Source organism: Lactococcus sp. AK05 (assembly GCF_041026685.1).
GTDB lineage: Bacteria > Bacillota > Bacilli > Lactobacillales > Streptococcaceae > Lactococcus > Lactococcus lactis.
The window spans coordinates 500,188-514,603 of record NZ_JBFTEI010000001.1 but is presented as its reverse complement, the minus strand read 5'-3'; the positions used below and the strand labels follow the sequence as shown (position 1 = coordinate 514,603).

The following is a 14,416-nucleotide window of genomic DNA, read 5'->3' as shown; positions in this document are numbered from 1 at the left end:
TTTATACTTTAAAATTATCTATCTTCACAAAATATTTTAATTGACCGTATAATTATTGAATTATTTCTAGCAACTGCTTCCGCGTTTAACCCTAAAAATTCAAAAGAATAATCTGCAGTAAATTTGCTCTTCCATACAACTTCACCATTCTCATTTGTTCTTTTTAAATCAATATTTTTAAATTTATTTTCTGAATGAAAAAATAAGCTATTTTCTAACGATAAAGTAGATTCATCAGTTATTATTTCAATAGTATATTTTTTATTGATAATCATTCTTGACTTAATCATAAAATTTAACCAGATATTATCCTTACCCAGAAGCTTTGAATTTCTAATGACTTCTATTCCATAATCTTTAAAGTGCATCGTGAAATAGGGCGAAGTCCAAGGTAATAGAACATCCCAATCATCAACATTAAATAAAATAAGACTTTTTTCAATACTTATATCTTCCTCATAAAGAAATTGATTAATTAAAGAAAGCTGTAAAGGTACAGTCTTCCCAATAAGTGCTGCATGACTTGTAAATGGATCTACCACATGAGGAATAGTTAAATTCAAATTTAAGAGATTTATTTTTGAAAGATTTAATTGTTTCACAAAAGGATAAGTAATAAACGCAGTATCTGAACAGAGAACTTTTATTTTATCGGGACTTAAAGTTGTTTCTTCTAAAAGTCTATTAATTTTCGGAGAGAAATTATAATCAACAAGGTCAAACATATGTTGAACATCCTTTACCTCAACCCAAGCCCTGCGATCAATAACTGGATCGATTGCAACGACTTTATAGTTGCCTAACAAGCCATGATAAAGAGCTCCTGTCCCACCTCTTGAATTTCCATACATCACTATATTTCCAGACGGAATATTATATTTATAAGCAGTATTTTGAATAAGTTGTTGAATGCTAGTTTCATAATTTGGAAAATTAATCGTATTCTGGTAATAAGAGCCTGAAATTAAGTTGCTATCCGCAATTCTTAAAATATAAGTGTTTTTAGCAATAGAACTTGCTAAGGATTCCCATGGTGAATTACCAAACATCCGAAGTTTGGCTTGTGTTGAAATCATTCGATCAGCAGGCATAAAAAATACAATCAGTTTGTTGGAAAGATATTGTTCATTTTCTATAGGAAGTTCAATATTATAATGAATATTTTTGTACTTCTCCATTCCCAGATCAATTTCAGTATTTTTTTGAACCGTATATTTATGATCACGGTAACCAACAATTGACTTATTATCTAAAGCTAAATTTTTTAGAAACTCATAATATTTCCAATCCTCCAAAAAAGTATCCATCGACTTCAAATCTTTTTCAGCATCCACTTCAAAGTATTCAGTCATTTATTTCCTCTTCCTAAAAAGTTATGATATGCCGCCTGCTTAATCCATTCATTTTCTAACGTTTTATAAGCTTCATCAAGATATTCCTTTTCAACTCTACTCAAAAACTTTACACTCTCGAATTCATTAGCAAAAGTTGGTGATATGCTCGTTTCAATAAATGATATTTTTCGACATATAGTAATTGCCGTATTCCTTGTAAAATTAAATTCAATAGTATCTTCTGGTATAAGATTAATGCCTCTAAAAAAAGGGTAGAAATTATAAAAGAGCTTTTTACTTACCCGAGTTGTTAATAAACTGTATCGATAATTTTTTATCCCTATCTCAATACCAAAAACATAATCCTTATCTTTTCTGAGACTAGATAATCCACTAAACCTAGCATTAATTTCACCTTCTTTGTCCTTAATCTCAGAAACAGATTTAACGGCATAGATTTTATTCTCTGTTGAGCAATTGAGTTCAGTAATAAAAGGAATGACTTTTCCTTCTGCTTTCCATAACTCATTTGGCCACTCAAGACTCACTTTAATATCTAGACTTGAGAACTCAGTACTGATATCAGTAAGCTCAACATTAATTGGAAGCCTTCTATCAAAAGTATCCAAAATAATTTGTGGAACTATTTTAAAACCGATATTGCCAAAATCATTAATATAGATCACTTTATGTAGATCACCCTGCGAACCGATACCTAAATCATAATAACGAAGTGACCGTGGATATTGCTCATAGTTTCTTTTATAAAAACGCCAGACAACCCCATCTATTTTTGCAATTAGATAATAACGAATAAATGGTTCAATTTTATTATCTTTGACAAAAATTGTGATCACTTTCCCTGAAATTTCAAAGCTATTTTCTGCAACCTTAAAAGACGGGGTCAGTGAATTTTTTGACCAAAACAAGTCATCTATTTTCACAATATTTTCTAATTCAATTTGGAGTTTTGATTCAGATATTTTGATATCTTTAACATATAAATTATCAAATATTTTTTTCATGACTCCCCCTTCTTTGACGAATCGCTTGCAATATCGTCATTTTTTTGATTTTCTTATCACTAACGTTCTCTGAGAAAGCCACAAATTCTGGATTCTCTGTAATATAAGTTCCATCATTGGTCAAAAATCTCACTCTAAAGTGCTCATTAAAAGCAAGAGATTTTACTTTTATTCTAGTCCCCTTTAGATAATGCTTTTTCTTATTTTGTTTATCAAATATAGGTTCTATATATGAATAAATATTTTTTAGTGTAATAATCTCAACAGGTTCTTCAACATTAATCAATGCTTCTTCATCAAAAACAAGCTGACCTGCAGATGTGGTCAATATCATCTCTCTTTCATCAGTAAACCAAATATGAGTTACTGTAATAAGATAACCTTTGTTAAGAAATTGCTGACGTTCATTTTTATTGCTATAAAAAAGCATTGCTTTTTTAAGTTTATATATTCCTGCTTTGATAGCATATTCTTTCATTGATATTTTAAGATCTTCAGGAAATGGAATTATGGAATTTTGATAATTTTCTTGCGAAATAATTTCTCCATCTGGCAAGCTATATTCATAAATTCCTTCATTATTTAAAACTGATTGAATTTGAATAAACTGTCCAAGATATTTTTCTGGAAGAGCTTTAAAAGCTAGTACAAACTGATGATCAGAAACTGGCTTGTATAAATTGATAACACCGAACTTCTCTGACAACAAAGCCCCATCAGTACAATAAGCTTGTAATTTATCAATTGCCGCCAAATATTCAATTTGATTTTTCAATATGATGTAAAGTCTATGTATTCCAGCTGACAAACCTTTAAATTCTTCGGGTGTAATTTGTAATTCATAAGTTACCCCTGATAGATGAATCACTTCTTTACGGAAAACGTGATTAAGATTGTCGTCATTTCGTAATTCAACATAATTTATAGATCCAGGAACATAATAATCAAATCTCAAATATATTCCTGTTTCATCAGTAATTATTTCTCTACCATTTACAAGCGGCTGATTTATCCATGGTAAGTCCTTATCTTCAGAAATAAAATAATATAAATTACCAACTTTTTTAAGAGATTTATCAATTGGAGGAAGCGTGTGCCAACCCACAAATCTTAAAAGTTTCTCATCATTCTTTGTTTTTAAATATTCCCAAATATATCGATAAACATCTAAACTAAAATACAGATTGGGATCAAAATTTAAATCTGATAAATAAAAATCAATTAATCTTCGTAATTTTTGAATAGAATTCACATTAAGTCCAAAATTGGTATCCCAACGAAGTGTAAAATCAACTAATATCCACTCTAAACGTCTCGTAATAAATCGTTGAATATCCTCGACATCGTTATATGTTTCTATCAAATAAGATAGGGTGCGAAGCCATGAAATTAAAAAATTTTCATTAATGTTCCTACTGAGCGACAAATTATCGTCATCTCGATTAACATATGTCGTAATTTCTGGAACTTGAGATATTTTTTTGGAAAAGAGGAGAGCTTGATAGAAAAAATTTACATCATCTGCTACACGTTGGCCAATAAAATGTAAGTTATGCTCTTTAATCAAAGAATGTCTAATCATGTTTCCTTGAGGTCCAAGCCAGTTATAAAAATCATAAGGCAGTTCAGAAATTGGCAAATTTTCACTTTTTTGAGCATTATAAGCCCTTGTCATTAATTCTAACTGTCCGTTTTTACTACGTACAACTCCTCCAAATACCAGATCATCTCCAGATTTTTCTAAAGAATGATAAAAAATTTCAAGTCCCCTTTGATCATACCAATCATCCGCATCTAAAATAACCAGATACTCACCTTTTGCATAAAGGAGCCCAACATTACGTGGACCGTGAGCACCCCCCGTATTTTCATCAAGAACATACAGCTCAATATTTGGATATTTTTTCATGAATGTTTGAACTTTATCAACTGAATCATCTGTTGAACGATCATCTACAAAAAGAATTTGTAAATTTTCAATTCCTATAGATTGATTAACTAATGAGTTCATCATTCTTTCAAGATAAGGAGAATTATTATAGTTGGCTATAATAACTGATATTTTAGGGCGATTCCCAATTCTCTCAGATTTTTCTACAGTGACACTAGGTAATTTTTCTTTCCATGAATGATCATTTAAATCAAAGTTATAAGTTTTAAACTCTTCCCTTAATATTTCTTCCACTTTTTCTCCTTTCTCTGAATAATTAAATGACATTAGTCTTTTCATTAGTTACTTTAGAAATCTCAACAATATGGTCATGATAGATATTTGAAATAACGTGTAATCCATAATTTTCTGATAAGTTTTCTAGTTCTTTTCTAGAAAATTTTACAATGAATTTATTATCCTTTTTTATGACTTCTTGTGCTTTTATAGATTTAAATGGGTCGTTCACCGCATGAAATTCAAAGTTATTAATCTCTTCATTAGTCAAAACTTCTATCTCAAAAACACTAAAATTGTTTTCAATATACATTTTATAAGCAGAAGCTCTTACATTGATGGGGATTTTAGGTAATATATTTCCAGGAAACACAAAATAATAAAGATTATTTATTTTTTTCTTTATTTTTAAACTTTCGCGATGTGAATGCCAATTTACAAATAAATAAAGATGTAAAAAATGTCTTTGTCGCAAATCAGACCAAGCAATTTTCCTTGCTTCCTCCTTAAAATACTTTTGAGGATTAAATGTTAGGTCTCCCAAATATTTATCTAAAGAATTTTTGAAATCTTTCAACCTTTCAATTCCAAATTTATAACCTACATTTCTTCGTAATGCAAAATCAAGAACTAGCCAATCTAAGCGACGAGCTAAAAATCTTTCTTTTGAAATATCATTAGGAAAATTTTGATTAACAAACGCTAAAGCTCTTAACCATGAAATCATAAAATCTTTATTGATTGTTTTACTAAGACTGTCATTTTCAGAAATCCGATTAAGATAAGTTGTTTTTTGGGGAAGTTGTGAAATTTTATTGGATATTCTCAAACATTGGTAGAAAAACAAGACATCATCAGCGACCCGCTGATTGACGAAATGAAGTCGATTTTCTAATACTAAACTTGTAAGTACCATAATTCCTTGTGGTCCTAGAAATTCATAAAATTCGTATGGTAAATCTTGAATGTTTCGATTGATTTGTTTACCTTCTGCATAATAAGCAATACTTTTTGCCGAAACATGATGATCATTAACCTGAACAATTCCACCAACTACCATCTTATCTTGAGACTCATCCAATAAATCTGACATCGATTTTAAGGCATCCAATTCATACCAATCATCAGCATCTAAAATAACCAAATATTTTCCACGCGCCTTTAAAATACCTAAATTTCTTGGGGTATGAGCTCCACCTGTATTTGTGTCAAATTGGTAAAATTCAATATTAGGATAATTAGACAGATACCTTTCTATAACTTCCTTAGAATTATCCGTCGAACAATCATCAACAAAAAGAATCTGAAGTGTCTCAATTCCAATTGTCTGATTTACCAACGCGTTCATCATTTTTTCTAGATAAGGTTCATTATTATAATTCGCGATGACAACCGAAACTTTAATCTCTTCAAATATATTGTCAGATTTTAAAACTTTATAACTGGGAATTTCTTCTTTCCACTTTTGATTGTCTAAATAATTATAGTTTTCAAATTCTTTTTGTAATATATTTTTATCCATTATTCTGCTCTTTCAGACATAATCCATAAACTGATTACGAAGTTTCATATGTAAATGTGCTGCAACGATTAATACTCCCAAGGTAAAGCACCAAAAGACTAAAGCATACCCTGGTTTTTCCCAGAACCAGCCCCGATGGAAAATAGCATCTCGAAAACCTTCCATTACATAGATAAAAGGGTCTAATCGTAATCCCTGTCTAAGAGGCAACGGGAGTGCATCCATTAGAGTTAAATCAAGAGCTGCCCCCGAAACATAAAGTAAGAATCTAAAAATATAATTGATAATATGCAAAAAATCTCTAAATACAACTACAATTGTGGAAAATAATAAAGATAAAGCCATGACAAGCAAGCAAAGTGCTAAAAAATAATAAAATAATTGAAGATACTCAAAGCTTGGATAATATCCATGCTTTATTGCAAGGAGGATTCCTAACAAAGTCATCCAAATTAGGATATTAAATCTTTTAAACATCTCTATGGTTGGTAAAACACTGATTGGAAATTTGACTTGGGTAAATAAAGAAAGTTGCGATTGGACTGAAGCAGCTCCAGATTGGATAGAAATACTATAAAAAAACCAATTACCTAGACCAACAAACATCCAAGGGGCTGGCGGAATACCGCCAGAGATTTTTCTCTTAAACATGATAATAAACACAAAATAATAGATGCACAATTGTACAATAGGGTCAAGATATTGCCAAGCTGCTCCTAAAAACTTTCCTAACTGAGTACTTTTTGTCTGATACCTAGATACATTATAGATTAACGACATATTGCTCATCTGTTCTTTTAAATACTGGTATAAATCTTTCATCTGTTCTCTTATTGACTTTCTGTGCTTTTATTTTCAGGGAGGTTGATGACTTGTCCTGGACTAATTAGGCTAAGCTCTATACCAGGATTTATTGCTTGAATTTCCGCAACAGTTGTATTGTGTGCTTCCGCAATTTCCCCCAAAGTATCTCCTGCTTGAACGGTGTAAGTTTGAGTTTCTGAACTTGAAGAAATTTGCTCTGTACTGCTTTGCTTGCTATTTGAAGGAAGTGAACCTTTTTTTACTTTACTTTCAGCACTTGTCAATTTAGAAGATTCAGTTGTCGTTGATTTATGAATATTTCGAGCAGCTTTCTTTTCTTCTTTTTTCTTTGCACTTATGCTCATACTGATTATTTCATTATTAAGTTTATCTGAAAAAGAGGGACTGGTTTTAAAAAAATTCTGAGTTAAAAAACCACGTGGGTCAGCTAATGCTTTAATACTAGTAGCACTACTTGTGTAAAATGCTATACCAATAAAACAAATAAAAGCAAGTAAAACAAGAAATAATTTCGAAGCTATTGATAATTTATTGTTTCTAACAAAGTCCAACTGTTCCTCAAGACCTCTTCGTGAATAACTCTTTGGATTCTTATTATATTCGTCAGCCAGTTCCTCTTTTAAAATTTCTGTGGAATAAGTTAATTGTTCTCCTCTGACTCTGTCTTTATATTCATCTTGCTGCTCAGCTGGTAGGTGAATAAACCATTGAACAAAATTAATATACTGAGGTAATATTTCATTTGTAGGTCCATATCCTTTAACTTCTCCATAATGTAACCATAATACTTTATCACACCATTTTTCGATTGCTAGCATATCGTGTGAAATAAGTAATATTGTTTTACCTTGTTTACGAAACTCAAACATTTTATCGGCAGACTTTTGCCCAAAGGTTCCATCTCCAACAGAAAGCACTTCATCGATAATAAGAATATCTGGATTTTGATAAGCAGCAATTGAAAAACTCAATTTAGCCTTCATCCCTGATGAATAAGTTTTTAATGGTTGGTCAATAAATGGTCCAAGTTCTGAAAAGTTGATAATATCATCAAGTTTCTCTGCTATCTCTTTCTTAGTCATTCCCATCATGAGACCAACCACATGAATATTTTCTCTTCCTGTAAGGTTAGGAATAAGTCCTGTCCCTAAAGCAATAATACTTACATTTCCATTAACACTCAATGAACCTGTTGTTGGAGTCATTGTTCCACTAATTAGAGTTGAAATAGTAGATTTCCCAGAACCATTTAGACCGATAATTCCGATTGTTTCACCATCATGAACTTCAAAACTTACATTTCTTAAGGCCCAAAACTCTTGTCCTTTATCCCGATTTAAACCAAATAAAGTTTTCATTTTATTGCTTGTTGTCTCAAGCATCTCAAATCTTTTAGTTAAATTAGTCGCTTTAACCTTAAGTTTTTTAGAATCATTATTTATCATTTCCCCTGAATTTCCCATCTACATTATCTAGTTTCTGATTTAACTAGCCCTCTTATCTATCTCAAGACAATATAATCGTTAACTGAACGACTATCCTGACTAGGATAGATAATTTGTCCATTCAATGACATCTGACTTGAACCTCCTCCGTCCATTACTTGGACATTTTCTAAATGAAGTTCTTGAAATTTTTCCATGATTGACTGGTAGCCTGTACTTGTATCTGAAATAATGAGATAAATATTATTATCTTTATCGTTTCCAATAAAAGAATGGATTTCCCAATTAACTGTCCCGTCACTCGGTAAACTTTTTCCGTCCTTTATCAAAATTGATCCAAAGCTAAAACTCATTTCGGCACCCTTTTTCAAAATTTCACTTGCTGGGGTGGTTGAATTATAAATATCTGACGAACCATTTTTATTAAAAACAAAGGCATTTGTAGCCCTTTTATCTGAATTCCAATCTTTAAATAATTTTCCATTATTAATTTGAAAACCAGTAATTTTTCCAGTAGTCATATTAAACCCTGAGGCATTCATAATTAGACTATTTGGATATTTACTGATAACTTCTGACATGCTCACTACAGGACTGTCAGCTGAAGTGGCAGTTTTCAAAATTTGTGGACTATGCGCTTTATAAATTTTAAAGTCTCCACTTGAAAGATTCGTAAATTTTTCACCAGTTCCTTGAGAAACTATCTGAAGCCAACTGGCATTTCCAGTATTTTCCACTCGAGCTACTGATTGAGAGATTTCTTTTGAGCTTTTTGTTGTTGATTGCTGAGATGAATAACCATTAGGTTCACTCGTTCTTTTAACTAACTGTCCTGTTGTATTCGTATTAACAAAAGAAATATCAGTTGCCTTATCATAAAAATATTTTCCGAAACCAATAAGTGCTATAAGTAGAATAAAGATTAACGACATAATCACTATTTTCTTTGCTACACTTTTCTTAATCATGTCTACCTCTTTCTTGCTCAAAATAAGATTTTTCCAAAAACTAAACTAAGCCTTTCATAGTATATCACCCTAAAATTAGGATATGTAGAAAAACTTAAAATATTATGTAAAAACACATTACCTTACAAGCGATAATTTTATTATTCGTTATTTTTTTAAGGTTTTTTTACTACACATGAATTTTAAGTTGCGTTTATTTATCAATTGTATTATTAGTTTCATTTATTGTCAAGAAAAATAACGCAAAGTAATTTTCTTTGCGTTATTTATATTCACTTAACTTTAATGTAATAAAAAGACCTCAAATAATTTTGAAGTCTTTTTATTATTTATTCAGTAATTCCAAGAAGTTGCTTAATTTGTTTTACTTGCATTTTAGCATATTCTGTTGGATTTGATTTTTGAAGTGCAGCAAGTTGAGCCGCTTTTTGTGGGTCAGCTTTAAGTTGAGCTTCCATTTGTTTTTGCATTGCTGGAGCTTCTTGACTCAATTTTTTAACTTGATCTTGAGTCAAAACTAACCATGTATCTTTAGGTACTGAAACAACTGAATTTTGTTTAACTAATTCATTTTGTTCACCACCTACACTAAATAGTAATTTATAAAAGTCAGATGACCAAACGCGTCTTGTCGTTTTAGTTGTAACTGTTGCTTTAGTATCATCCACTAATTTATAAGTCGCTGATTTTTTAACAGCTTCTGAAATGTGTTTTTCATCAGGTTTAAAATTAGTGTCGGCTTTTCCCGATTTTTCATTATTTCGGTAAACAAAGACATAATTATCAGTGTTTTTACCGATTTCTGCTTTAATCATCATTCCATAAGGAGCTGATTTATCTCCAGCAGTATAAACTTGGTGAGTAGTTGAAGTTGTTACTTCTTTCATTCCCCAGTTATCTCTGATATGCATAGTTAGCATGGCCACAGAACCAGCTAATAAGAGAAAGGAAATTCCACCAACTAACCAATGAGCGATTGTGTTTTTTATAAACATGAAACCAAAGAAAGTTCCAATCATAAACACTACCAATAATAATATAATTAGCATTATTTATTTTCTCCTTTCAAGTTTTGTTCTTCAACAGGCACACCAGCAATCATTCGACCACTCTTCAAGAAGAGAGCAACTCCGATACCAATAATGGCAAAGACGAGTCCAATTGCGAATGAAGCGTGGTAACCTTGTAACATTGCTTCGATTGCTTTATTTGCAAATTGCAATGGATTTGTTGATTTTAATGATGAAGCAGGCATATTGTTAGTAATTACATTTTGAGCGACTGAAGAAAGGAGGGCAACAACAACTGATGACGCGACTTGACGCGCTGTATTGTTTGAAGCTGTTGCTTGAGCGACTTCATTAACTGGTACTGCATTCATGGCACTAGTTGTTAATGGCATCATTACCATACCAACACCAACCATACGTAATCCATAAAGAAGAGTAACAAAGTGGTCAGGAGTCGTAGCTGTAAAGAACATAAATGGTACAGTTCCCAGTGCTAAAACGAGGAAACCAATCACCGCAAGTCGTTTTGAACCAATTCGGTCATAAACTCCACCAGCAAGTGGGGCAACAACAGCCATCATTAATGACCCAGGTAAGAGAACCAAACCTGAATTAAAGGCAGAAAGTCCATGGACATCTTGAAGATAAAGAGGAAGCATCATTTCAACCCCCATCATTGCCATTGTACTTAAAGCAAGTGCAAGAGTTACCAAAGTAAACTGTCTAATTTTAAAGACGCGAATATCAAGGAATGGATCGTCCATTTTAAGTTGACGTAAACCAAAGAGGAAGATAATAATCAATCCTCCAACGATTGGGGCAATAACGGTGTTGAATTTACCCCATCCGTCAGTTGCAACATTAGTGAATCCCCAAAGGAAAGCACCAAAACCAACAACTGAAAGTAAAACTGACAAGAAGTCTAATTTCATCGGACGGTTCGGAATAACATCACGCATAGCAAAGATTGAAATAAGGAAAACTACTCCGACAACAATCATTGGAATAAGGAAAATTGTTCTCCAACTTGCTGCAAATGTCCAAAAGATAAGGTTAAATTTATGAGTAATTAACCAACCTGCAAATGTTGGACCTAAGGCTGGCGCAAGGACAAGAACAACTCCGGCAACCCCCATGATTGCTCCCATTTGTTTAGCTGGAAACATGTTAACAAGGGCAACTTGCATCAAAGGCATTGTAATCCCAACTGCAATAGCTTGCAGAATCCGACCTGCTAGGAAAACCCACCAGCTTGATGTTGGAGCCGAGTAAGCAACAAACATTCCGATAAATAAAATTGCGTATGCTGTAACGTAAAGCCAACGTGTAGGGAATTTTGTTGCTAAATATGCTGAAATAGGAACCATAATCCCATTGGCTAATAAAAACCATGTTGTTGCTTGTTGTGCTGTTGACATGGAGATGTTGAAGTCATTCATCAATGTTGGAATTGCTGTCCCGAGTGATGTTTGCATCAACATAGCTCCAAATGTACCAACCAAAATCAAAATAAGCATTCCGATTCGGCTATAATGTTTACCATGTATATCTAAATGGTAATCTTTTTCGTATGTATCAGGCATTTTTTTCCTCCTCTTTTTCTTTGTCTTCTTTAGCTAGCTTCATTCCAATTTCTAAAAATAATTTGAAATTTTCAATGAAACTTTCTGTTCGTTCTTCACCCATTTCTTCAAAAACGCGTGCTAAATTTGAGCAAGCTTCTACTCGAATTTCTTCCGCAACATGACGTCCTTTATCAGTAATGGCTACTAAAATTTTTCGACGGTCTGTTCTTGAAATCTCACGGGTAACTAAATTTTTACTTTCAAGATTATTCAAGATTGTCGCAATTCTTGCAGTACTTGTATGCGTAAATTTTGCAATCTTACTTGGAACAATTTGCTTACCAGCTTCCTTATAAAGATAGCCCAATACCAAATGCTCCCCTTGGGAGTAGGTATTAAAGCGGTGCATCATCTCTGCTTTTCCTCTTTTGATAACAGTTGTGAGGAAAACCTCCGCTGCCTTATTGTAATCCATTTTCACTCCTCCCTAACGGTAATATTTACTAACGACGTTAACTATTATAATCCGTTCACTATCTTTTGTCAAGAATAAAAATTTTAGTTTTTAATTTTTTTTAAAATAAAAAAACCTATTCCAAAATAGGCTTTTTTATTTTAAAAATTATCCAACAATTCGTGCGAAGGCATTTTTTAATTCATTATTCTCTGTTTCTTTTAGATATAAATAATTATTTGTATTTCCTTGATTTTGTGCGGTATAAAGCACCATGGGATTTCCTGATTTAATAACAAAGAGATAAACATGATTAACACCAGAGTTTTTCACATTCATATCTGAATAAACATCAACTAATTGATATCCTCCTGAATTTTCTCCCGTTTCTGACCATTTTAATTCAATAGGCTGATTATTTATTGCTGCTTTCCAAGTTGAATTATTATCTATAACTGACCAAGGAATAGAGAGACCATATAAATTAAGATTGTGATTAGGATCATACTGACTGTAAGATTGTCCCATTTCTATCCCCCAAGCTGACATAAACTCTGCAAGACGTTGATTTTTCTCTGGGTTCCATTTTCTTATTTGTGTAGAAGTTGAGGGAGAAATTGATTTTTCTATTGATGAAGAGGACTCTTTAGTAATACTTGATGACTGGGTAGTACTCGAAGTGCTCTGAGTTATTGAAGAGCTTCGTGAGCTTTGGCTACTTTTAGAACTTTCTTTTGTTGTTTGAGAATTTTGTTTTGAACTACAGGCTGACATTCCAAGTGTTGCTACTAAAAAAATTGCAACAAGATATATTTTTTTCATCTTTTCTTCTCCTAACTACAATTTTACTTCAAAAGTAATTAAAAAACTACTAATATCATTAAAAGAACTAAATAAAAAATAAGAGTCCCATACTTTATTCGAATAGGAACTCTTATTATAGTTACTTTATGACTATGATTTTTTATTTCTTGCAGAAATAAGCAACATCATTGGACGTCTCATCTCATTTTTCATTTCTTCAAGCTCTCTCATTTCTATAGGAGGTTTGGGTTCAATTAAATTAGTAAGTTCAAAACCAGAACTTAACAAAGAATTTATATATCCTGTTAATGTCCGATGATACTTAATAATTGGCTCACCTAAGAAATTGACTTCACGCTTTCCTTCATAATAATAATTATCAACTGGAAAATGAAGAATTTTACCCTCTGCATCATAGCACCAATCCTGTTTCCATGATGAGGTGTAGAGAGGATGTTCAACAGAGAAAATAAATTCACCATTCTTTTTAAGACACTTTGAAATTTTGCAGACCAGGTCTTCAAAATTTGAAATGTAGTGAAAAGCTAATGAACTAAACACAACATCAAAAGTATCTGCAGGAAAGTTAGTATCCTCTATTGCGGATTGTTGATAGGTAATTTTTTTATCATTATTAATATCAAGAGCAACTTCAAGCATCTTGTGTGAAAGGTCTACTCCTACTACTTCTTTAGCTCCATGATTGACTGCATATTTACAGTGCCATCCATATCCACACCCTAAATCCAAAACTTTTTTATCCTGAAAATTTGGGAGTAGTTTTTCTAATTCAGACCATTCACCAGCGGCCTTCAATCCTTTTTGGGACCTTGACATTGATGCATAATTTTTGAAAAAACGTTCATTATCATATTTATTTTGTTTCATTTTTTATTCTCCATGTAAATATAGTTCATCATTTTATAAATATTTACATGGAAACTACAATTTTTTGAGCAATAATTCCTTTGTTCATCTATCTTCTTTCATAATTCGATTAATTATTTTTATATATTTTATAGTCATATTCTATCATAAGCACTTTAAAAAATCATTAAGTAGATAAATAAATAAATACATCTTAATAATAAAAAGTAGGAAAACCTACTTTTCTTTATCTTCAACTTCTTTGAGCGCTTTTGAAGCCTCACTAAACAGCTCCTCAGCTTTACTTGTGGTCTTTTCAAAGGTATCTTGAATTCCTGTTTGCGTACCAACTGTTGCATTTCGGAGTGCTTCATCTTCAAGTTCCTTCATTTGCTCATTGCTTAATTTGGGGTTTATTTCGGGCATAATC

General features: G+C 32.0%; 13 protein-coding genes. All 13 read right to left on the bottom strand.

Going from position 1 to position 14,416, the window contains the following annotated elements; all coding sequences use genetic code 11:
• Positions 1-14 precede the first annotated feature (14 nt).
• A complete protein-coding gene (locus AB6B24_RS02495) occupies positions 15-1,352 on the bottom strand; it encodes an XcbB/CpsF family capsular polysaccharide biosynthesis protein (RefSeq protein ID WP_311805055.1) in 1,338 nt (445 codons plus the stop codon).
• Positions 1,349-2,359 (bottom strand): hypothetical protein, encoded by a 1,011-nt coding sequence (locus AB6B24_RS02490; protein WP_311802506.1) that lies wholly within the window; start codon positions 2,357-2,359, stop codon positions 1,349-1,351. The genes AB6B24_RS02495 and AB6B24_RS02490 overlap by 4 nt, the downstream gene beginning before the upstream one ends.
• Entirely contained in the window at positions 2,343-4,544 is a 2,202-nt protein-coding gene (locus AB6B24_RS02485) for a glycosyltransferase family 2 protein (RefSeq protein ID WP_311802505.1), read from the bottom strand. Before AB6B24_RS02485 ends, AB6B24_RS02490 begins: the two co-directional genes overlap by 17 nt.
• A gap of 22 nt (positions 4,545-4,566) precedes the next feature.
• Positions 4,567-6,048, bottom strand: coding sequence for a glycosyltransferase family A protein (locus tag AB6B24_RS02480; protein WP_311802504.1), 1,482 nt, complete (start codon positions 6,046-6,048; stop codon positions 4,567-4,569).
• 12 nt (positions 6,049-6,060) lie between these two features.
• Positions 6,061-6,828: an ABC transporter permease gene (locus AB6B24_RS02475; RefSeq protein ID WP_369164112.1), complete on the bottom strand. Its 768-nt coding sequence runs from the start codon at positions 6,826-6,828 to the stop codon at positions 6,061-6,063.
• A 50-nt stretch (positions 6,829-6,878) separates the two neighbouring features.
• Positions 6,879-8,318: an ATP-binding cassette domain-containing protein gene (locus AB6B24_RS02470; RefSeq protein WP_369164110.1), complete on the bottom strand. Its 1,440-nt coding sequence runs from the start codon at positions 8,316-8,318 to the stop codon at positions 6,879-6,881.
• Between the two features lie 56 nt (positions 8,319-8,374).
• On the bottom strand, positions 8,375-9,286 hold the full coding sequence (locus AB6B24_RS02465; RefSeq protein ID WP_311802503.1) for a phosphodiester glycosidase family protein: 912 nt from the start codon (positions 9,284-9,286) through the stop codon (positions 8,375-8,377).
• A gap of 329 nt (positions 9,287-9,615) precedes the next feature.
• Positions 9,616-10,335: a DUF4811 domain-containing protein gene (locus tag AB6B24_RS02460; protein WP_311802501.1), complete on the bottom strand. Its 720-nt coding sequence runs from the start codon at positions 10,333-10,335 to the stop codon at positions 9,616-9,618.
• Positions 10,335-11,879 carry an MDR family MFS transporter gene (locus AB6B24_RS02455; protein WP_195935464.1) on the bottom strand — a complete coding sequence of 515 codons (1,545 nt, stop codon included), beginning with the start codon at positions 11,877-11,879 and terminating at the stop codon, positions 10,335-10,337. Before AB6B24_RS02455 ends, AB6B24_RS02460 begins: the two co-directional genes overlap by 1 nt.
• A complete protein-coding gene (locus AB6B24_RS02450) occupies positions 11,872-12,336 on the bottom strand; it encodes a MarR family winged helix-turn-helix transcriptional regulator (RefSeq protein WP_012897558.1) in 465 nt (154 codons plus the stop codon). Before AB6B24_RS02450 ends, AB6B24_RS02455 begins: the two co-directional genes overlap by 8 nt.
• Positions 12,337-12,483: 147 nt before the next feature.
• Positions 12,484-13,137, bottom strand: a complete 654-nt coding sequence (locus tag AB6B24_RS02445) for a DUF4767 domain-containing protein (RefSeq protein ID WP_369164107.1) — start codon at positions 13,135-13,137, stop codon at positions 12,484-12,486.
• A 132-nt stretch (positions 13,138-13,269) separates the two neighbouring features.
• Positions 13,270-14,007: a class I SAM-dependent methyltransferase gene (locus AB6B24_RS02440; RefSeq protein ID WP_311802500.1), complete on the bottom strand. Its 738-nt coding sequence runs from the start codon at positions 14,005-14,007 to the stop codon at positions 13,270-13,272.
• 216 nt (positions 14,008-14,223) lie between these two features.
• Positions 14,224-14,412 carry a hypothetical protein gene (locus AB6B24_RS02435; RefSeq protein WP_021465420.1) on the bottom strand — a complete coding sequence of 63 codons (189 nt, stop codon included), beginning with the start codon at positions 14,410-14,412 and terminating at the stop codon, positions 14,224-14,226.
• Between the last annotated feature and the right edge of the window lie 4 nt (positions 14,413-14,416).

Bases quoted from the DNA above. Each gene is read 5' to 3' on its own strand.
- AB6B24_RS02495 (WP_311805055.1), bottom strand. From the start codon at position 1,352: ATGACTGAATACTTTGAAGTGGATGCTGAAAAAGATTTGAAGTCGATG.
- AB6B24_RS02490 (WP_311802506.1), bottom strand. From the start codon at position 2,359: ATGAAAAAAATATTTGATAATTTATATGTTAAAGATATCAAAATATCT.
- AB6B24_RS02480 (WP_311802504.1), bottom strand. From the start codon at position 6,048: ATGGATAAAAATATATTACAAAAAGAATTTGAAAACTATAATTATTTA.
- AB6B24_RS02475 (WP_369164112.1), bottom strand. From the start codon at position 6,828: ATGTCGTTAATCTATAATGTATCTAGGTATCAGACAAAAAGTACTCAG.
- AB6B24_RS02470 (WP_369164110.1), bottom strand. From the start codon at position 8,318: ATGATAAATAATGATTCTAAAAAACTTAAGGTTAAAGCGACTAATTTA.
- AB6B24_RS02465 (WP_311802503.1), bottom strand. From the start codon at position 9,286: ATGATTAAGAAAAGTGTAGCAAAGAAAATAGTGATTATGTCGTTAATC.
- AB6B24_RS02460 (WP_311802501.1), bottom strand. From the start codon at position 10,335: ATGCTAATTATATTATTATTGGTAGTGTTTATGATTGGAACTTTCTTT.
- AB6B24_RS02455 (WP_195935464.1), bottom strand. From the start codon at position 11,879: ATGCCTGATACATACGAAAAAGATTACCATTTAGATATACATGGTAAA.
- AB6B24_RS02450 (WP_012897558.1), bottom strand. From the start codon at position 12,336: ATGGATTACAATAAGGCAGCGGAGGTTTTCCTCACAACTGTTATCAAA.
- AB6B24_RS02445 (WP_369164107.1), bottom strand. From the start codon at position 13,137: ATGAAAAAAATATATCTTGTTGCAATTTTTTTAGTAGCAACACTTGGA.
- AB6B24_RS02440 (WP_311802500.1), bottom strand. From the start codon at position 14,007: ATGAAACAAAATAAATATGATAATGAACGTTTTTTCAAAAATTATGCA.
- AB6B24_RS02435 (WP_021465420.1), bottom strand. From the start codon at position 14,412: ATGCCCGAAATAAACCCCAAATTAAGCAATGAGCAAATGAAGGAACTT.